General features: G+C 39.6%; 17 protein-coding genes and 1 pseudogene. 8 read left to right on the top strand and 10 right to left on the bottom strand.

Features of this window, described 5'->3' with window-relative positions; all coding sequences use genetic code 11:
• Positions 1 to 50 precede the first annotated feature (50 nt).
• Positions 51 to 953, top strand: a complete 903-nt coding sequence (locus tag AACU33_RS32715) for a DUF4437 domain-containing protein (RefSeq protein ID WP_096594426.1) — start codon at positions 51 to 53, stop codon at positions 951 to 953.
• On the top strand, positions 953 to 1,414 hold the full coding sequence (locus AACU33_RS32710) for an antibiotic biosynthesis monooxygenase family protein (RefSeq protein WP_096594425.1): 462 nt from the start codon (positions 953 to 955) through the stop codon (positions 1,412 to 1,414). Before AACU33_RS32715 ends, AACU33_RS32710 begins: the two co-directional genes overlap by 1 nt.
• A gap of 66 nt (positions 1,415 to 1,480) precedes the next feature.
• On the opposite strand, the gene AACU33_RS32705 is transcribed toward AACU33_RS32710, so the two are convergent.
• The 3 genes from AACU33_RS32705 to AACU33_RS32695 all read right to left on the bottom strand — a co-directional run bounded on the left by AACU33_RS32705 (position 1,481) and on the right by AACU33_RS32695 (position 4,913).
• Entirely contained in the window at positions 1,481 to 2,296 is an 816-nt protein-coding gene (locus AACU33_RS32705; RefSeq protein WP_096594424.1) for an alpha/beta fold hydrolase, read from the bottom strand.
• A gap of 46 nt (positions 2,297 to 2,342) precedes the next feature.
• Complete coding sequence (locus AACU33_RS32700) at positions 2,343 to 3,317, bottom strand: quinone oxidoreductase family protein (protein ID WP_096594423.1); 975 nt, start codon at positions 3,315 to 3,317, stop codon at positions 2,343 to 2,345.
• Between the two features lie 108 nt (positions 3,318 to 3,425).
• Entirely contained in the window at positions 3,426 to 4,913 is a 1,488-nt protein-coding gene (locus tag AACU33_RS32695) for an amidohydrolase family protein (RefSeq protein ID WP_096594422.1), read from the bottom strand.
• A 200-nt stretch (positions 4,914 to 5,113) separates the two neighbouring features.
• Between AACU33_RS32695 and AACU33_RS32690 the strand changes: the two genes are divergently transcribed.
• The gene (locus tag AACU33_RS32690) at positions 5,114 to 5,914 is read left to right on the top strand and encodes an aspartyl/asparaginyl beta-hydroxylase domain-containing protein (protein WP_096594421.1); all 801 of its coding nucleotides are present in this window, start codon (positions 5,114 to 5,116) and stop codon (positions 5,912 to 5,914) included.
• Between the two features lie 83 nt (positions 5,915 to 5,997).
• The gene (locus AACU33_RS32685) at positions 5,998 to 7,002 is read left to right on the top strand and encodes a zinc-binding dehydrogenase (protein ID WP_096594420.1); all 1,005 of its coding nucleotides are present in this window, start codon (positions 5,998 to 6,000) and stop codon (positions 7,000 to 7,002) included.
• A gap of 160 nt (positions 7,003 to 7,162) precedes the next feature.
• Here AACU33_RS32685 and AACU33_RS32680 read toward each other — a convergent pair whose 3' ends face one another.
• From AACU33_RS32680 to AACU33_RS32665, 4 genes are all read right to left on the bottom strand, one after another.
• Entirely contained in the window at positions 7,163 to 7,762 is a 600-nt protein-coding gene (locus tag AACU33_RS32680) for a GNAT family N-acetyltransferase (protein WP_096594419.1), read from the bottom strand.
• Positions 7,763 to 8,206: 444 nt separating this feature from the next.
• Positions 8,207 to 8,737: a hypothetical protein gene (locus AACU33_RS32675; protein ID WP_096595466.1), complete on the bottom strand. Its 531-nt coding sequence runs from the start codon at positions 8,735 to 8,737 to the stop codon at positions 8,207 to 8,209.
• A 98-nt stretch (positions 8,738 to 8,835) separates the two neighbouring features.
• A complete protein-coding gene (locus AACU33_RS32670) occupies positions 8,836 to 9,435 on the bottom strand; it encodes a YdcF family protein (protein ID WP_096594418.1) in 600 nt (199 codons plus the stop codon).
• Positions 9,436 to 9,486: 51 nt separating this feature from the next.
• Positions 9,487 to 10,518, bottom strand: coding sequence for a VOC family protein (locus tag AACU33_RS32665; RefSeq protein WP_096594417.1), 1,032 nt, complete (start codon positions 10,516 to 10,518; stop codon positions 9,487 to 9,489).
• 318 nt (positions 10,519 to 10,836) lie between these two features.
• On the opposite strand from AACU33_RS32665, the gene AACU33_RS32660 reads away from it, so the two are divergent.
• The 3 genes and pseudogenes from AACU33_RS32660 to AACU33_RS32650 all read left to right on the top strand — a co-directional run bounded on the left by AACU33_RS32660 (position 10,837) and on the right by AACU33_RS32650 (position 13,643).
• Positions 10,837 to 12,990 (top strand): glycoside hydrolase family 10 protein, encoded by a 2,154-nt coding sequence (locus tag AACU33_RS32660; protein ID WP_096595465.1) that lies wholly within the window; start codon positions 10,837 to 10,839, stop codon positions 12,988 to 12,990.
• A 144-nt stretch (positions 12,991 to 13,134) separates the two neighbouring features.
• A pseudogene (locus tag AACU33_RS32655) lies at positions 13,135 to 13,258 on the top strand (Uma2 family endonuclease); the annotation flags it as partial.
• 190 nt (positions 13,259 to 13,448) lie between these two features.
• Positions 13,449 to 13,643 (top strand): hypothetical protein, encoded by a 195-nt coding sequence (locus AACU33_RS32650; protein ID WP_339376416.1) that lies wholly within the window; start codon positions 13,449 to 13,451, stop codon positions 13,641 to 13,643.
• 14 nt (positions 13,644 to 13,657) lie between these two features.
• Here AACU33_RS32650 and AACU33_RS32645 read toward each other — a convergent pair whose 3' ends face one another.
• From AACU33_RS32645 to AACU33_RS32635, 3 genes are all read right to left on the bottom strand, one after another.
• Positions 13,658 to 13,927, bottom strand: a complete 270-nt coding sequence (locus AACU33_RS32645; protein WP_096594416.1) for a YciI family protein — start codon at positions 13,925 to 13,927, stop codon at positions 13,658 to 13,660.
• Between the two features lie 246 nt (positions 13,928 to 14,173).
• Entirely contained in the window at positions 14,174 to 15,316 is a 1,143-nt protein-coding gene (locus tag AACU33_RS32640; RefSeq protein WP_096595464.1) for a glycosyltransferase, read from the bottom strand.
• Between the two features lie 155 nt (positions 15,317 to 15,471).
• A complete protein-coding gene (locus AACU33_RS32635; protein ID WP_096594415.1) occupies positions 15,472 to 16,644 on the bottom strand; it encodes a glycosyltransferase family 4 protein in 1,173 nt (390 codons plus the stop codon).
• Between the two features lie 938 nt (positions 16,645 to 17,582).
• On the opposite strand from AACU33_RS32635, the gene AACU33_RS32630 reads away from it, so the two are divergent.
• A complete protein-coding gene (locus tag AACU33_RS32630; protein ID WP_096594414.1) occupies positions 17,583 to 19,805 on the top strand; it encodes a hypothetical protein in 2,223 nt (740 codons plus the stop codon).
• Positions 19,806 to 19,936: the final 131 nt, after the last annotated feature.

Raw genomic sequence — 19,936 nt, 5'->3', positions numbered from 1 at the left:
ATTTGACGCACTGTATCATTTTAAGTATTGACTATGTAAGCCTTAAATCTATGAAAAACCAATACAATTCTGAAAGAGAAGACGAGGCTGAGGACTTTTTGCATATAGCCCCTGTTAAAGAAGATTGGGGTGGGGATGGAAAAGGCAGAATGAACCTATCAGCAAGACGTACAGCTATCTCAAAAGAATACTTACCTCGTCAATATCACTTTTTTGACACAAATACTGTACCAGAAGAACAAGATTGGCGAATCAAAGGAATGCCTGATGAGGTAGCATCTGGAAGACGTAGATTACTGACTTGGCATGATTGCGGTGCATCTACTTCAAGAGTTATTTTACCATCACAATTTAAAGCCCCATCTGGCATATTTACATCTGATTTAGAGCTTTTTGTACTCAAGGGTAAAATCCAAATTGGTGAATGGCAACTGAGTAAGCATTGCTATTCTTTTATTCCTGCCGGAGTTAAGTTAGGTGATTGGCAAGTGATAGGTAGTGAAGATGTAGAAATTCTTTGGATGGAGAACGGTCATGTAAAATATAAAAATCTACAATATAATCATCCAGATGCTAAGTTAAATGAATTTATCCCTGTTTTAGATAGTAAATTACTACTTTGGGGGAGAACGGATACAGTTCAATTTGAAGTAGCAAAAAAGAAGTATTTGCGGAAAGCTCCTAACGGTGGTGGAGTGTGGTTAATCATTATCCTGCCACATTTTGACGGTAAATATCCCGAAATACAATGTTATAACGAGGAGGGTTATTGCCTAAGTGGATATTGTGACGTAGGAGAGTATAGATTTGTCAAAGATCACTACTTATATTGTCCTAGCTTTAGTATAATTCCTAGACACAGAACAGATGAAGGTGGATTATTTTTTATTAGGGTTGATAGGGATTTATCAAGAGTAGGTACAGTCTTATCATATGAACCTGGAGATACCTAATGATTAAACCAAATAATTTTTCGGGTATTCTTTGTGGATTAGCTATTTCAGTTTTAATTTTGCCAATTGCTTCTTTTACACAGGTTGAAACCCTTGCGGTTTCCGCACAACCTCTACCAAATAATCCTGCTAGTACCCCATCAAAAAAAGTAGTCGCACGCATTTGGCATGGTACAACCTTAACATCAAAAGCAGATGAATACTATGCTTATTTGGTAGAAGCTGGAATTAAAAAAATCGAATCAATTCCTGATAATTTAGGGGCGCAAGTACTTCGCCGCACTGATGGCAATAACACAGAATTTACTGTGATTTCTTACTGGGAATCACGAGATGCAATTCGTAAGTTTGCTGGTAACGACATTGAAAAAGTCAGACCTCTTCCTAGAGATAACGAATATCTCATAAAACCAGAAACCACAGTTAAACACTTTGATGTCATACTAGACGATCGCAAATAATTATTAGATTAAAATTTAGGGTGCATTGTCGCGTAGCGCAACGCACCTCTTTAGCTCAAGCATTTACTACTGTTCCATAAAATCTACTATTACTTTGAATACTTCTTCTGCCATTTGATTAACCATCCAAAGGCTTCCACCTTCTAGTTCGACACCTTGGCTATGAGGAATTACTTCCTGAGCCCAAGATTGATTCTCAGCTTTTGCTAAACCAACTTTTTCTAACGGTTCTAACGCCTTTTCCCCTAACAAAATTAGAGTAGGACACTTAATCAAACGAAATCTTTCTTTAGCAGAAAGACAATAGTTTGCGACTGCTATACCAGGATATACAGGAGAGTTAAAAGCTTTTAAATCGTCCAAAACACACCGATGATTTAACTCTCCCTGTCCCACGTAACTAATACGAGCTAACCATCTTTCCATCAGGTGAGAGCCATCTTCTTTAATTTGAAAACCTTGAGAATATCTATTTAAAATCTTGTTTTTTTCCTCTTCGTCCAATCCAACTACATTGCAGAGGATGAGTTTGTCAACACGATTTGGATAGGCTACTGCAATTTCTCCGGCGATATAACCCCCTGTAACACTACCGAAAATGCTTGCCTTGTTTATGCCTAATTCGTCCAAAAGCGCGATCGCAGTTTTGGCATAGTCTGCAACTGAATAAACTCTGGGCGGCTTATCAGAATCACCTAACCCCATTAAATCCATTGCAATTACTAATTTTTTGGCAGCTAAAATAGGCATTAATTCGTGAAATTCATCACTACTGCGGGGAGTCATGTGCAGTAAAAGTATGGGTTCACCTTCTCCACCGATTCGGTAAAGAATTTGTCCATCTTCTGTATCTAAAAATGCTCGTTTGATCCGCTGGCTCATTTTTTTATACTCCCTACCTTACTGGGGTTGAGATTCTGATTTGATATTACGGAACTACAATAATCTTCCCCATCAAATCGCGGTTTTGCATTTTTATCAATGCCCCAGACACCCCTTGCAGATCAACTATCTCATCAATTGTTGGCTGTATCTTTCCCTGAGCAACTGCTGGAATCACCAAATTCCGAAGTGTCCCCAAACTTGAGTGATAATCACTGTTATACCAGATGGCGATACCGTAAACTGTAATATTGCGCCCCAGCAGTTTTCCTAGAGGCAGGGCGGCATCTAGTCCAGTTGTAGTACCATAGCTGACAATACGGCCATTATTGGCGATCGCTTCCAGACAATCGGCAAAGGTGACTTTACCCGCACCATCGAGTGCTACCTGTACCCCTGAATTGTCGGTAATTCTCCGCACTTCGGAAGCTACATCTTGAAGGCTATAATCAATCCCGTATAATGCACCTAACTCAAGTAATCGCTGTACCTTTGTCTGATTACCCGCAGTCGCAATAACTCGCCCTCCTAGCAACTGAGCAAGCTGAACTGCTGCGGTGCCAACACCACCACTACCAGGGTGTACCAAAACCCAATCTCCAGGCTGGACATTGGCTTTGTGAATCAAAGCCATACCAGCAGTTAGATAAGCAATAGGCAAGCTGGCTGCTACTGTAAATGACACTTCATCGGTAAGAGGTAGCAACTCAGTTGCCAGACCATAAGCGATTTCCGCAAAGGCACCCCTCACACGTCCAACTACACGCATTCCAGGCACCAAATCCGTCACTCCTAATCCCACAGCATCAACTTCACCCGCCGCTTCCTGACCCAGAATAAAGGGTAGTTCTTGATTACGATATGCTCGATAGGTTCCATAGGTTGCCTGCAAGTCAGAATTGTTAATTCCCGCAGCTTTTACCCGAATTCTGACGTCACCAGGGCCAGGTGGCAAAACTTCTACCTCATCTACCCGTACAGCAGTTGCACCACTGTAGTCATAAATACGTGCTGCTTTCATCTTACGCAACAAAATATGATTTGGTTTGATATCTCAAGTTTGATTAGATATTGCGATCGCATCTTCAAGCAAGAAAGACAAATTGGTAACTTCGCCTCAGATGCTAAACTATGCCTTGATTCCAGGATGGTAGCGTTTCAAATAACGTCCAGTTGGCGAACCTAAAACCTCTCCATTGTTGTAAATTAGATTTCCCCGCAAAAAAGTACTCTTTACCCTTCCGGTTAACTCTACACCTTCAAAGGGTGTGTAACCTTGTTGTGACTCCGATTCAGCAGCACGTACCACAAAGCTTTCATTAGGATCTATTAACACTAAGTCAGCATCAAAACCAATAGCAATATTACCTTTTTCTAATAAACCAAAGCGCCGAGATGGGTTCCAAGATAGCAATTTTGCCATGTGGTTGTAAGACATTCCCCGCTTACTACCTTCACTCAATACACCAGAAAGTAAATATTCTGTACCGCCAAAACCAGACTTCGCCAACCAAATATTATTCGGATCTTTAGCACTTCTTTTTTGTTCGGCTGAACAGCAAGCATGATCGCTAACTATCCAATCTACCTGATGATTAAGTACTGCTTGCCATAAATATTCCACATCAGCACGGGGGCGAATTGGAGGGTTGACTTTTGCCCAAGTACCATTAGGAGTATCAACATCTAATAATAAATGTCCCACCGTAACTTCTCTACGAAAATTAATATGAGGAAAAGCAGTTTGCATAGTTAAAGCTGCTTCCATTGCTTTACGCGAACTCAGATGCAACAAATTGATATTTGCACAGTTAGTTTCATGTGCCAAATAGGAAGCAATACAAATTGCTAAACCTTCAGAATGAGGCGGACGCGCTGCACTGTAAGCATGAAGTCCGCTAAGACTAGAGTCATTTTCTACTATTTTTGTATAAGCGTTGAGAATTTCCGCAACTTCACAGTGCAAACTTAAACTAATAGTATCTCGCGCTTCTGGATGTGCTTCTATTAAGCGTGTTAGACCGCGCATAATAAATTCAAAATGGGCAAAGTCGTAGCGTTCCTCTTTATTAATCATCAAAAAGAGGTTTTGCTGGTCTGACAAACCATGCAACCCGTAACCACCATAAAACATGAAGATTTTAAAAGAAGATACACCAAATTGTTCAAAAAGCAGAGGTATTTCTTCGATATGTTGGCTAGCGATTGGGGCGACGTGATAACTGTAATCTACAAAAAAATTACCTACAGATAAAGCCAATACTTCTGGGAAAAAATCTCTGTAAGAGCCACCTTTATTGAGATAATACTGCCCTGTACGGATGTAATTCAGGCTGGTAGTTACGCCTCCCATTGCGGCTGCTTTGCTTTCAGTCACAGCATCTTTATCAAGCGGTTGATAGATACCGATGTGCATATGAGCATCCACAACCCCAGGAAAGCCTAGCAGATTTTTGGCATCAAATACTTCTTTAGCTTCATCTGGGCTAATATTACGAGCAATCCGGGCAAATTTCCCATCCTTAATTCCTATATCGAGTAGTTCGACAGCATCATCATGGGGACGAACTACTCGCACATTTTTGATAATTTTATCTAAGACAGTAGATTCAGGCACAGTAGACTTCACACTAGAATGAGTGTTAAAGGGTTTGTCATGAGGACTGAAGTCCTAACTAAGAACACAACATTACAAACCTGACAAATCTGGGATAAATACCTGGGTTAGTCAGGAATTCCAACATCGTAGCGGGATGCAAGCAAAATTCGATCGCGATGTAACAGTTTTTTATGAAACTATCTTCAGGAGAAAAGATAATGGAAAGTTTTAATGAATATCATCTCAACCCAGAAGAATTTACTTTTCTCAAAAGCTTACAAGATAATTGGCAAGCGATCGGGGATGAATTCACATACTTTATCGATCGTGCCTCGAAGGAGGAATTAAAATTTACTTACGATGTTCTCGGCCCTAAAAGTAAAACTATTAAAACCAAAAATGCTTCAAAATATAGTGCTTTTGGGATCTTATTTCAAGGTTTATTTATTGACGAATATATTCAGTTGCATCAAATACAATATCCGGAATATGGAACAGATGATGCAGTAGAAAAAGCACTTACATTGAGACAGAAATATTTCCCAAATTTGTCTAGGTTAATAGAAAAAGTTAACTCTAGCAACGACAATATCCTGAGAAATGTGTATTTTGGGACATTCCATCCAGGTTTGGATATTAAACTTCATGTGAACTATAACCCACACATGAACCGTGGTTATTTAGGATTAATTGTCCCTGAGGGGGATGTAGCTATGAAAATATGCCACGAGCAGCTTTATTGGCATGAAGGAGAATTCATGGTTTTAGATCATAGCTATCCACACTGTCCGCATAATTATACTAATTATGACAGAACAGTTTTAGTTGTAGACTTTTTCAAACCAGATCAACCTAGAGAAGAAGTCATCAGATTTGAACAAGAGCAAGTCGCAGAACGGATGCAAGATAATCCTTACAGTTTAGGTGTTTTTGGTAAAAGTGACAAAGCTAAAGAAGAAGATTTTATCAAGTATGGTTTGGCTCATCAATTAGAGTGGGATAAAGCTTTAGGCGTTTAATAAGATGTATACAATAAATTAAAAACCAGATTTCCAACTTCTTAAAGAAGTCGGGAATCTATAAAATTAAATTCATATTTGTCATGAATACAACATACAGAAAGTTAATAGCAAAGCAATTAAATCAAGATTTTAAATCGGCTGTTGAACTTGTCGAAGTTCCTCTTTCTAAACCTACTAGTAACCAACTTTTAATTCAAAATAAATATGCTGGCGTTAACGGTGGCTTTGACACATTACTTTGTCGTGGCGATGTTCCCTATGTAAATCTAATTCCTCCTTTTGATTTGGGTGTAGAAGCAGTGGGAGAAGTTGTCGCTATAGGTGAAGATGTCAAAGATGTTCAAATAGGTGATGCTGTAATTACGACAACACGTGGTGGTGGTTATAGAGAATATCAAGTTGTTGATGCAAACTTAGCACTGAAGGTACGCCAAGCAACACCAGAATTGCTCACACTCATGCCTACAGGTGTATCAGCTTTGGTGGCATTGGAACAAGTGGGGGAGATGAAAAGTAATGAAGTGGTTTTAGTAACAGCAGCAGCAGGGGGAACCGGTCATATTGCAGTGCAATTGGCAAAGCTAGCAGGTAATCATGTCGTTGGTACTTGTAGTTCGCAAGCGAAGGCAAACTTACTAAGAGAATTGGGATGCGATCGCATTATTAACTATCGCACAGAAAATCTCAACCAAATTCTCAAGCAAGAATATCCTAATGGGATTAATTTAATTTTTGACTGTGTAGGTAAACAGGTTTTTGATACCTGCGTGGAAAACTTAGCAGTGCGGGGACGGTTAGTGGTGGTTGGTTTTATTTCCGAATACGCGAAGGACATAGAACAAATTACCCAACTCCGAATTTATCACCAACTATTTTGGAAAGCTGCTTCTGTTCGCGGCTTTTTGATGCCTCATTATAAAGAATATATGCCAGAAGCACGCGATCGCCTATTAAATCTTTTCTACAATGGTAAACTCCAGGTTGCCGTCGATTCTACTCAATTTCAAGGTATAGAATCTATTCCTGATGCTGTTCAATATCTCTTAACAGGTCAAAATACTGGCAAAGTAGTTGTTAGGTTTTAATTTATCTTTAGCTTTCTGGCTGTTTGTGCCTTCAGAAAATTAACAAGGGTGAGGAAACCCCACCCCTACTATGCCTTTGTGACAATTTGGGCTTTATTCGCAGTTACAAACGATGCTTGTTTCTAAATTCTGCCTTCTGCTTTCGGCTGTCGTACTTTTACTATATCAAACATAAACATCTGCCACTTCTGCCAAGTTCGCGTGGACGATTTTGCTCTTTGACTAAAGTAAAACCATTACGTAGATAAAATCTGAATGATTCAGGTGTAGGAAACACATAAATTGGCTTAACTACCCTGCTTGCAAGGTTTTGCACTAAAAAAGACCCCAACCCAAGGCGGCGATAATTCGGTTTAACATATAAAGAATTCAACAATGAATAACTACCTTTATGAGAATGTATGGCACAAGCTACTAAGCGATCGTTATGTTCAATTAGTAAAAGTATTGAGCCATCTTGTCTAAAAAACATACTGGCAAGTAGTTCTAAAGAGGAAATTATTAATATAGAACCGCTTACTATTAGTGGCATGAATGCTAGACTAATCAAAAAGTCTTTAAGACTAATAGAACAATTTCCGATGACAACACATATACCAGAAAGGATTAAAAAAATACCTATTGTGATAAATAAAAAAAAATAAATTAAAATTTTTAAATCATTTAACCTCAAGAGAGTAATTCCATATATTGCTGGAATATCTATATTACGGGCTTGGCGAATAGTATAATCCGATGGTAAAGATGAAGATCTAGACATTTTGTAGTTTTTCCTTTTACTTATATAAGTCTCAATACGCGACTAATTGTGAGCGTTATGTTTGAAATGCAACAAATATAACAGTTTACTGAACTAGTATTTAGAGCCATTAATCAATCTTGCAAAGAATAATTTTCATGGCTCAGGTAGTATTGCTATATCAAGTCATATCTTAACTACTTGATTTGAGAATGTCACATTTGTTAGATACAAGTAAAATTACAAGTTCAGATAATTGAAAGAATAATTTTATATCTAGGTTTAATTAGTCTTGGCAGTAATACGAATAAATTGTTAATGTTGTCAGCTAGTCAATAAGTATTAGGAATTATTATCAAGGGGTGGGGATATCCCACCCCTCGTGCGATTGCTCTGGCTTGGTGATAATTTGAGCTTGATTTGCGATCGCTGAAGATAATACATCAAGCTAAATCACAGTTGCTGTTAGATTCTACCTTCTGCTTTCGGCTTTTTCAAAGGCACAATTTCAAACTCGAAAGCAGCTATCAGGCGGTCATCAATATAGACCTGTATCTTATGTTTACCATCTGGGTCGCCAGGTGCGATCGTCCAGAAATTCTGAATTACGCCATCGGTAGTATTTTGTGTGCGCTTTGTCACAGCTTCTTTACCATCTGGAGAGATTGTCATGTCTTGTCCGCTATCTACACTCCAAGTTTCTGGACGTTTTGGTAATCGTAGAACTTCTCTCCAGGTCACTGCACCTTTGTAATTTTTCAGTTGAATTTGCCAACCGTATTTGTTTCCTTCTTGAAGTGGCACTCTAAAGGTGGGAATAAATGTAGTTTTACCTTGGGACTCAACTCTTTGCACGCCAAACTCCGCTTTGCTAACAATAATTGGTTGAGCATCGCTTTGTGGAGAAGCTGCTACAGCTTTGATTGGTTCAGCAGCTATAACACCATTTATTAACCAGGAAGAAGTTAGTACAACAGTAACAGCCCAAATTCTCATCAACATATTTTTTGGTCAGATCTTTTGCTAATTATTTCAACTCTTATGGGCTATCTTCCGGGTTGAAGCTGCTGACAATTAGGCAGAAAATTTAATAGTTAAATTTTGAACACGAGGTAGACAAAGTAAAAAAAAGTCTCTCGTATAAGAAAGTCTATTTGACTGCGGAAAGTACTATAGCGAGTGGTAGGCGTGGGTGATGGATATGCATCCATACCTAAATTTCTTGCCATCATTACAGCTCGTTTCATGTGTAATGGATCGCTAACAATCAGAAATTTATGTAATTGGTGAGTAGCTGCTACCTGACGAGCATTTTTGAGATTTTGGTAAGTGGTTCGCGATTTTGTTTCGATGAGAATATCACTTGATTTTACTTGCCTTGCCAAAACATAGCGTTTGCCAACGATCGCTTCAGCAGGTTCATTAATTTCACCAACTCCACCAGTAAAAATTAACTTACTAACATCCTGATTTTTATATAGATTAATAGCGTGATTTATTCGTTCTCTAAAAACCGGAGAAGGTTCCTCTCCCCAAACGGCTGCACCTAAAACAATAGCTGCTTCTGCTTTATTAGTATTAATTTTTTTACCATACAAATAAATACTGATGGCTGTAGATGTTATTGCTAGCAATATGGCAGATATTAAAGCTAGTAAAATTAAAATAAGCCAACGTTTTTTGAATTTTGGCATTAGTCATTAGTCATTAGTTATTTCTTCTTCCCCTTGCTTCCTCATCCCCATCTAGACATCTTCTACCAAAGTCCAGAAGTAGCCATCGGGTGCAATGAAAGAGAAACTCTTCTCGCCAAATTCATTGCTGACTATGTTAGTGATATTTTGTGCTGAACTTTGGTGAATGCGATCGCAATATATCTCAATTCCGCGCACGCGATAGGTATATAACGAAATCCCCAAGCTACCAGGTTGTGCTGATTCAAATCGCGATTCTAAATTTATCGCCTCTGGGAAGCGAACAATGTAAAGTCTACCGCTACGTGCAGCCATAAAGTCAGATACAGAAGAACGCGGGTCATCAAAGGCTGTAACAATAAACTTTTCGCCAGGGTTGAGATCAAATAGATCTCGACCGGCTAACGAAGATTCATAGCTAGTCTCAACATCATCACGCACGCGCAACAAACCCAAAACATCTTCGTAAAACTTCAGAATTTCTTTGCTGTCATCCTGAACAATTAACCCCATGTGAGTAAATTGGCTAGTCCTGAATGCAGAATTTTCGTTAATTTGCCCATAATGAGGCAGTGTATAGCCAAACCGTTGAAATAAAACTTGTCTAGCTAAGGGTTGCAATAACAACATTTCCCGCACCCCAACGGCTGGATCGATAAAAGGTCGGCTTTTTCTTTCTTTGTTGTAGATAATTTCCCAGTAAGGATTGCTGTATCTAATATCCCAACCTGCGGCTTTTGCTGATTCTGCATGATTTAAAATAGTTAACGCATCAGCAGTTAAAGCCGTTGCCCAGCGATTTCCCTTCACTTTCATCGACCCCGTTCCTAATCCCCGATTTGTGGGATTTTGCCAAACCATCAACCGGATTAATCCATGATCTGCATCTTGGTGGTAAAGGCGGATCGAGCGTAAAGACGAATTTACTCCATATAATTGATTGGCTGCATCTGCGGATAGTTCGCCAACTTGACCAATACGATAACCAAATTGTTCCCAATATTGAATTGCAGAAATTGGCTCTGGAATTCCAATGCATACTTCGTAGATCCCTTCAATTGCAGTTTGGTTAACCTGAGTCATATTAAGTGCTGAGTTTTGGGTTGAAAAGTTTAATGCAGAGAGAACAAGCAACTCCCGCAGGCTTAAATGTCTCCTTTGAGGGTACCAGATTTTGGTGCAGGGATAATTGGCACTAATCACACACTACCTGCGTCAATTATTTGACTTAGCGATATCTGCATCAGTTTTTTTAATGCAAGCAGTAATTTAGTGTTTGTATGAAATGTTATAAACTAACGTCCTCTATTAAAAGTAAATATTTAGGCGGTAATGGCAACTCAGTTTCATTTCAAAAATATACAGGTTAACGCTTGGTTAGCTAAATTAATATCCATACTTATGCAATTACCTTTGATTTATCAAGGTTGGCGGTCAATTAAGCGCCTGCTCCCGGTTTTGTTTGCGATCGCATTTGCTACAGTATTGCTGCTGCATAACCTCACACCTGCAACGGCTCAACTATCACCATCTCAAGAAATTCGCGGAGTTTGGCTGACTAATAATGACTTTGATATTTTGAGCGATCGCGCTAAACTCCAAGATGCCATTGCCCAATTGCGCCGATTGAACTTCAACACCCTTTATCCTGTAGTTTGGAATGATGGTTATCCTAAATATCCCAGCGCAGTTGCAAAACAAGCGGGTATACCTTTTTACTTCAAAGGTAAAGAGGGACAAGACATAATTGCAGACATCGTTACTCAAGCGCGTCGCCAAGGAGTACTCGCCATACCTTGGTTTGAGTTTGGTTTTATGGCTCCCCTCACTTCCGAACTAGCCGCAAACCATCCAGATTGGCTGACACAAAAGCAAGATGGAACCCAAACTTCGATTAGTGCTGCGGGTGAGGTGGCTTGGCTGAATCCCTTTCACCCAGAAGTACAGAAATTTATTACCGATCTCGTCATGGAAATCATCACCCAATATGACGCTGATGGTATCCAATTTGACGATCACATGAGTTTACCTGTTGATTTTGGCTACGACAAGTACACAATTAACTTGTATACTCAAGAAACTGGCAGTCCTCCGCCACCCAATCCTCACGCTCAAGCATGGAAGCAATGGCGCGCAGATAAAATCACAGCCTTTATGATTCAGCTCAACCAAGCTGTGAAAGCCAGAAAACCTAGTGCAATTTTCTCTGTTTCTCCCAATTACTACGACTTTGCTTACAAATATCAACTCCAAGACTGGCTGAACTGGGTGCGTTTGGGCGTTGTAGACGAGCTGGTTGTCCAACTTTACCGTAACGATCTGGATAGTTTTTACAGCAAACTTACCAGCCCAGAAATTATAGAAACACAACAATTAATACCTACTGGTATCGGTATTATGGCAGGGTTGAGAAATCGCCCAGTTTCCATGCAACAAATTCAGTCTCAAGTAAGGGCGGCGAAACAACGTGGTTTAGGTGTCACCTTTTTCTACTACGAAAGCCTTTGGGACTATGCACCAGAACAAATAGCACAGCGACAGGCTGGATTTCTGGAACTTTTTGCCAATCCGGCTGTGCGCGATCCTTCCCAATTTACAGCCCGCAAGCCTAGTTTCAATACCATATCAGTTCCTTTGTATCCTAAAGGTTCCGTCGCTCAACGGGCGCGCGGCTATTTTATGGAGGTAGCAATAGCAGGTGGTCAACCAAAACGTTTATTAATAGATACAGGTTCGGCTGGGCTAAGAGTTCCAAAAGAATTTTTAGGCAATGCTCCCATCAAGAAAACTGGTCAAATTATCAAAGAAGTCTTAAATGATGGAACTGTCCTAGAAGGAGAGCTAGTTTACACTACTATGCGGATGGGTTTCATCTTCACAGAAGAACCTGTTCCCGTGCAAATAGTTAGCAGTCGTCAATGTATTGCGCAAAAACCTAACTGCTCTGCGAAAAGTGGGGTACCGTTCTCCGGTATTATCGGTGTTAACTATTCTGAAAAAGCATTTCCCTATAACCCATTGCGAAAATTACCAGGAAATCTCAGTAACGGATTTATCGTGACTGGTAATAGCGATAGTAGCAAAAACACTACTTTGATTATCGGTTTAACAACCAATAATCGAGAAGGTTTTAAGATGGTTTCCTTAAGCCAACAACCAGCGATTAATGGTATACCCGGTAACAGGTGGGACTCTCGGCTCAACGGAGTTTGTTTAACTATCTCTGGGAGTTCCCTGAACAATAACTGTAACGGTAAAATGGTCGCTGATACTGGAACGAGTAGCGGTTTTACTGAAGTTAAGTCTGCTTCTTTAATGGGTAAACTCAAACCAGGCAGATTACGCGCAGAAAATGCTGTGAAGGTAGCAATTCCTGGGGTTTTTGACTATAGCCTAACACCAGGAAATCGTGACGGGTTTAATGTATGGAACATCAATATCTCTGCAAAAGCTGAAAATCCTGTGGTTGTGAATAGTGGGATTGCATTTTTTGACAAATACGATGTACTGTTTGACCCAGTTAATGGACAACAAGGTTTTCGCAGTCGTAGATAAAAAGCCCCTGCGGGTGAAAGCGATCGCACCATCGCTTACAGTTTACTTGAAGAGAATAGGTAGTGCGATCGCAAAAAAACCTGGAATATGCGATTAACTATAAAATCAAACTAGGTCTATCACAAGAATGCGAGCAATTCTGCTATGAAGACTTTGGCTAAATGGTCTATAGACGACTATCATCGCATGATTGAGGCAGGCATTCTGCGCGATCGCTATGTAGAATTGCTAGCAGGCGAAATTGTAGAAATGAGTCCAGAAACGCCAATTCATTACACTACAGCAAAACGAGGCGCAAAATATTTAGAAGAATTGCTGTCAAGCGACGTTCGCGTTAGCAAAGCGGTAGCGACGAAGGAGCGTCACCCGTTCGATGAAGTCGTTCCCGTTCGCGTCAGCGTCTCCAAAGGAGAAGGGTAGGGAAGACAAGCAAGACAAATGACCAATGACTCTGGACTTTGGAACGCCAGTCGCACGCCACTTGCTACAACGGGGGGAACCCCAACGGACAGTTTGCTCAAGTCGGGAAACCCGCCCACGCAACTGTCCTCCGCAACGCAGTGGCTCCTCAAGTCGGGAAACCCTTTCGGCAGTTCCTTCTGGGGGGAACCCCCAAGACCGGACAGCCTCACCACAGCGCTGGCTCCTCTTGACCCTTGACTATTCCCTAAATTGCCTGAATCCACTCTTTAACAAAATATTCAGTCCAGATGCCATTTTGCCAGTAGGGGTCGTTTTCAATCAACTGGCGCACAGTAGCTTCATCGTCAGCTTCATAAATGCCAAAAACTTGTGTCACATCTTTGGTGGGGCCAATAGTAATCAGCACCCCGGATTCTTTTTGCTTTGCTAACCCGTCTAAGTGGGCTTGACGATAAGGAGCGCGTTTTTCTAGAACGTCTTCGCAGTAACTTCCCCACATGATGTATTTAGGCATAGCAATTTTTAGCTTGATTTACAGAATTAGAATTGGTGAGAATCGACGAAAATTAATGGCATTTTTTGATAAATAGTATTTTTCAGAATTTATGCCGCTTCAACCATGACATCCGTAAGTAGATGAGGTTTATCAATGATTCTCATGAATATACTAATACCAATCTTCTCAAATTCAGCACAGATACCCAACTTTTTGTGAAAAATCGGGTATCTAAATCTACCGTTTAAAAATTGATATTAAGAATTAGCTAAATTTGGCTGCTAACAGTTGAGCAATTTGCCGATTAATGCTTGTCATATTAAATCGCTGAATAGCCATTTTTCTGGCATTATTAGCCATAGTTGTAGTTTTGTGTCTCTCTTGAAGGCAAGTATTAATCACTCGTGCTAGTTCTTGTGTATCTCCTGGTGGAAATAAAAAACCATTTATCCCCGGTTCGATTAATTCCATTGCGCCGCCAGCTTGAGTTGCAACCACAGGTGTACCGCATAGCATCGCCTCAACAATGACTCTACCAAAGGGTTCTGCAAAAATAGATGTATGGGCAACTAAGTCACAAGCGGCCATTAATTGCGGAACATTAGAACGAAATCCTAAAAACTTGACGCGATTTTCTAGACCTAAATCAGCAACTTGATTGTGTAATTGTTTTACATAATCTTGTTCGCCAAATAATGCATCTCCGACTAAAATTACTGTTACTTGTTGCGGACATTGAGCTAGTGCATCAATTAAAATATGTTGTCCTTTCCAAGGTGCAAGTCTGCTGAAGTGACCAATAACAAATTTTCCTATTAAACCTAATTCTTGCTGTAATTGTCTCACATCAGACTCATCAGTTTGATAAATTTCTGGTTCAAAGCCGTTATAGATAACAGTAGTGAGATTTGCGTGTCCTCCCGCTTGCACAAAGGCTGTTTGACTCGCTTGGGAATTGGCAATTACTACAGAGGCAAAATGATTGGCTAGGTTAACAGCAATGCGGCGGTTAGTTTGGCTAAAATGTTCTTTTGAGAGAATATCATGCAAATGATACACCAACGGACGTCGGGCAAAAAAACTAGCGATCGCGCCTATAACTAATGCTTTTTGAGTATTAGCATAAATTAAATCATATTTCCTTGCTCTTTTTATGACTTTAATGATTAGCGGAATTATAAGTCTGAGACTTTTTAACCCTTGAATTAAACCACTAGATTTTTTAACTTGAATTGCTTGATTTGTTAAAACTTCTACTGGAATTTGATTTTGCTGTAGTAAAGTTTTAAATCCTCCATCTGCAAATAAGCCAACAAGAGAGCGATCGCGATATGGTTTAGCAATATCTATTAAACATAATTCTGCTCCCCCTGGCTTACCACTCTGGTCTAAAAAAAGAATTTTCAGCATATTTGTCATTAGCCATTTGTTAAGAGTCAAGAGTCAACAGTCAACAGTCAAGTGCTAATAGATAATAGTGATTTCTTCTCCCCCTGCTCCCTTCTTTGTCTCCCTTGTCTCCCCACAATTCCCACACTCCCCACACTCCCTCATCTCCCTAATCAATCTCTATTTCCTAACAGAACTTCCCTTACTTGCTGGGCTATTTTCTGCCAGTTAAAATTTGTGGCGGCGTACTGGTGACAGGCTTCACGGGAAGGGATGAGTATACTTCCTAGCAAGACTTGTTCTAATTTATCGGCAATAGCTGAAACTTCTATAGAATCAGTAATTAAATCAGGAGATAATGGTTCTACAATTTCTGGCATTCCGCCTACGGGAGTACATAAAACAGGAGTACCACAGGCTAGAGATTCTACTACTGCTAATCCAAACCCTTCAAAAGATTGACTGGGCATAATTGTTAAGTCAGCAGCTTGGTAAGCTAAAGGTAGCTGTTCGTCGGGGAGAAAACCTAAAAATTTAACGTTGTCTTCTAACCCCAATTCTTTTGCTTGTTGTTGTAGCGCAGCTTGTATGTGACCGCGCCCGGCGATCGCTAGCCAAACATCAGGGATTTTTGGTTTAATTATTGCTAGGGCTTGCAACAGTTTATCCAGTCCAACTCGATGCACTAAACGGCGAGATGTAAATAATATCTGGCGGCTATCAGGCCAGCCTAATTTGCTTCTAGCTTCTTGCTGCGATAGATTTGCTTGAAATTTATTAATATTAACTCCACCAGGAATAATGTGAATTTTCTCCCAAGGAACTTGATATTGTTGATGTAAGATTTTACCAAAAGCTTTGCTCAGAACAATAAAGCGATCGCAGCGTTTATAAGTGCTTTCTTCTATTAGCCAGCGTTTGAGTAAAACACTCAATCTCTGATTATCTATTTCCTCTTGGCTCTCCGATGCCCAAGGGCCATGAAAGTTAAAAGTAATTGGTACTCCTTTCGGTAAAATATCTAAAATCGGGAAGCTATATAAGGCAAAATGCAGGTTAATTGCATCAGGCTTGCCTACTCTAGTTTTCTGAAAATTAGTGCGAATAGACCACAATCTTCGCCAAATTGCACTATCTGGCTCTGCTAAATTAGTTAGTTTGATTGGTGTATTTACCTGATTTTTAGGTAAACCTACTCCACATAATTCAACTAAGTCGTGATTCGCTGCGAATTGATGAGTTAATTCATAAATATAGCGTTCTAATCCTCCAGGTGTTTTGGGAAACCAGCCCATTCCCAGGGTGAGGATAGATGCTGAAGCGAAATGATTTTTTTTACCTTCCATCTATTTTACTCCTGCGATTTATTGAACTTGCTTCCGTTAGTTTTCACACCAAGTTCAACTGCTATTATTGAATTTCAGCAGAAATTAATGTTGCTATTCTTTCTATTCGACCCTTTACTATATCATCAGTACTTTTAAGTTAATAACTCATAATTTTTTTATAGCAAAGTCACAACTTGCTTGAGTTTTTATAGCAAACCCCAATATGGATGAAAAGTACCGAGTAAAAATATTCCTAGCAGAATTCTCTTTTCTAAACTATTTACATTGGACTGTCAACTAGTAAATTTAAACTTGTATTTTTATTGACTACATAGTACTAGTAACGATGAATATTATACTATTGTATTTAGCAATTACTGAATTATTCTAGGCGTACAATGTCAGATGTGTCGATAAATATTCTGTATTCAGTTTTACTATATTTGATAATAAAAAAGTAAATATTAATACCTTGCCAAAAAATATGCGATCGCTTGAAGTAAGAAAGTTAAAAACATATGTGGTTTTGATAAAGTTTTAGTAAATCCGAACTTTTTAATGTCATGTCTTTGTTATCTATGTATAGACAGCAGATGGTAATTTGTTGAAGTACAAACTTTATGTCTAAAAATTCCGGATAAAACCCGTTGTACCTTTGAATTCTGAAATTCTGCTGCATCTAGATTCAATAATTTATTGATTTAGGTCTAGACAATTTTAAGTAACCCAACGCAAAATCAACCTATAAGCCCAGAATCAGTAATAATTCGGGGTTTTGACAATTAACTTAGATTTCAGTAATTAGCTAATATCAACTATTAATTGCTAGATATCAAGTCCTATATTTCAGTTATGTGAGAATTTTTGATTCTCATAGATAACTATTAGCCATTAATATTCTCCGAAGCAATAAAAATGTACTTTTTATACCTTATTTATATAAATTTGGAGATGATATGAAATTTAGATTAATGCAAGAACTCAGAAGAATCTGCTATCAAATTAACCAATTGGCAAAGCAGATGTCTCGAAAGCGAAGTTTTAAACAAAGAAAGTTTGTCACGTTTTTACTTTGCTTGACAATCGGAGTAATTGTTAGTTCTACTGCCATAAGTACACGCTGGACTGTCAGCGGCTCGCCTACCAGCGCGTATAAAACATCTTGGATTGGTAATACTTTTGGTGGCGGAAAAGAATGGGTACAAAACCATATAGAAGCAATGTATGTTGCTGCTAATGGCACAGTCTATACCAATAGTATTTGGGATGAAGCAGGTAGGGAAGCCGGAATTTATAAAGATGGCAAAATTATTGGTATGGCTGATGATACTCACGGTTGGAGTCGTACTGGTGGTAAAGCCGTAACAGCAGATAGTAAATATATTTACTTAGCTATAGCGCAAGGAGCAATTGGCAAAACAGAGAAAGATTATCCGCCAGAGGGAACAAATTGGTACTGCGTCAGACGCTATGACTTATCTGGAAAACCTGCACCTTTTGCTGATGGTCGTGGTTGGGATAAAAGTATGCTAATTGCTAGTACGAAAGGTGAAATTACAGGATTAGCAACTGCAAACAAAGAATTATATGTCAGCGATTCGGCTGCTAATCGCATTCGGGTTTATAGTACCGAAACGATGAAGGAACTACGCAGTTTTAGCGTTGCTAGACCAGGTGCAATAACTGTCGATCGCGAAGGGAATTTGTGGATTATTCAAAGCAAAAAAGGTAAGATTCCTGCCAGAATTCTGCATTATTCCCACACGGGAAAACAATTACCTCAAGAGATTACTCAAGTTGTCCAACCAACTGCGATCGCCATCGATCCTCAAGGTAGGCTTTTAGTAGCTGAAAATGGGCCGCATCAACAGATATTAGTTTACAACGTTACAGATAAACCCTTACAGGTTGGGACTTTCGGCACTAAAGGTGGTGTTTTTGCAGGTAAAGCTGGAGAAATCCAAGATTTAAAATTTTACGGCATCACAGGAGTAGGTGCAGATGCCGCAGGTAATATTTATGTAAACAGTAATGGTTTTAATAATTCGGGAACAGACTTAAGAAAATTATCACCATCAGGAAAGCTAGTTTGGCAATTGTTGGGATTGTTGTTTATCGATAATGCTGATGCAGATCCGCAAACTGATGGCGTCGATTTGTTCACCAAGCAAGAACATTTTGTGATGGACTACAGCCAACCGCCAGGAAAGCAATGGACTTTCAAGAACTACACCCTCAATCCTTTCAAATATCCTCAAGATCCACGGTTACATACATCCCCAGATGCTACGATTTTCCGCCGCATTCAAGGCAAGCCATATTTGTTTATCACAAATATGTATAGTAGCTTTCTGCAAATCTATCGTTTTGATTCCAACAACAAGAACAAAATAGCCATTCCATCGGGAATGTTTGTTGAAACTAATGGTGCAGGTAAAGCATCAATTTCTGGTAATTGGCCGCCACATCAACCACAAAAAGGCGAATGGATTTGGCGCGATCGCAATGGTAATGGTGCGTTCGATGAGGGTGAGTACGACAAAAGCGAAGATTATCCCTACTTAGGAGGCTGGTGGGTAGACAGCAAAGGCGATGTTTGGAAAGCGTTGCGTAGTATAGATGGTATCGGTATCCGCCACTACCCGCTACAGGGAATTGATCCTCATGGCAATCCTATCTATGGATATAGTTCCATGAAAAAGCAAAAAACGCCGAGTATCTTTAGCGATTTGCGGCGGATTGAGTATTTCCCAGAAACAGATACCATGTATTTGTCAGGCTTCACTGTAGCTCGTCCGGCAACAGGTGACGATACTGGTGTTGTCGGATCGGAGATTGTCCGTTTTGATAATTGGAGTCAAGAAAATCCTACTCTGCGTTGGCGCACTGTAGTTCCTTACGACACTACAGGGAAGCGCGAAGTGTCTACCGCCGCCATGAGTGTAGCAGGAGACTATGTATTTATCGTCACATTTAAAACAGCAGAAGTACACGTTTATAATGCCAAAACAGGAGTACAAGTTCAACAATTCAAACCCGGCCCAGAAGTTGCAGGTGAAAGTGGTTGGATTGATATACCTTATGGTATCCGCGCTTTTCAGCGTGCCAATGGTGAGTATTTAGTATTCGTTGAAGAAGATTGGAAAGGGAAAGTAATTGTCTATAGATTACAAGGATAATATTCTTCTTCATAAAGTCGAGATTTTGGGACTTTCAAACTCTAGCAATTTATAACAATTTTAGAAGGGCACAACATTGTTGTGCCCCTACGTATTTTTTAATTACTGTTAGATTTTTAAAATTTAAATTA

This window comes from Calothrix sp. NIES-2098 (genome assembly GCF_963875125.1).
Lineage (GTDB): Bacteria > Cyanobacteriota > Cyanobacteriia > Cyanobacteriales > Nostocaceae > Aulosira.
The sequence above is the reverse complement of the archived record's forward strand: the minus strand, read 5'-3'. Positions and strand labels throughout refer to the sequence as shown.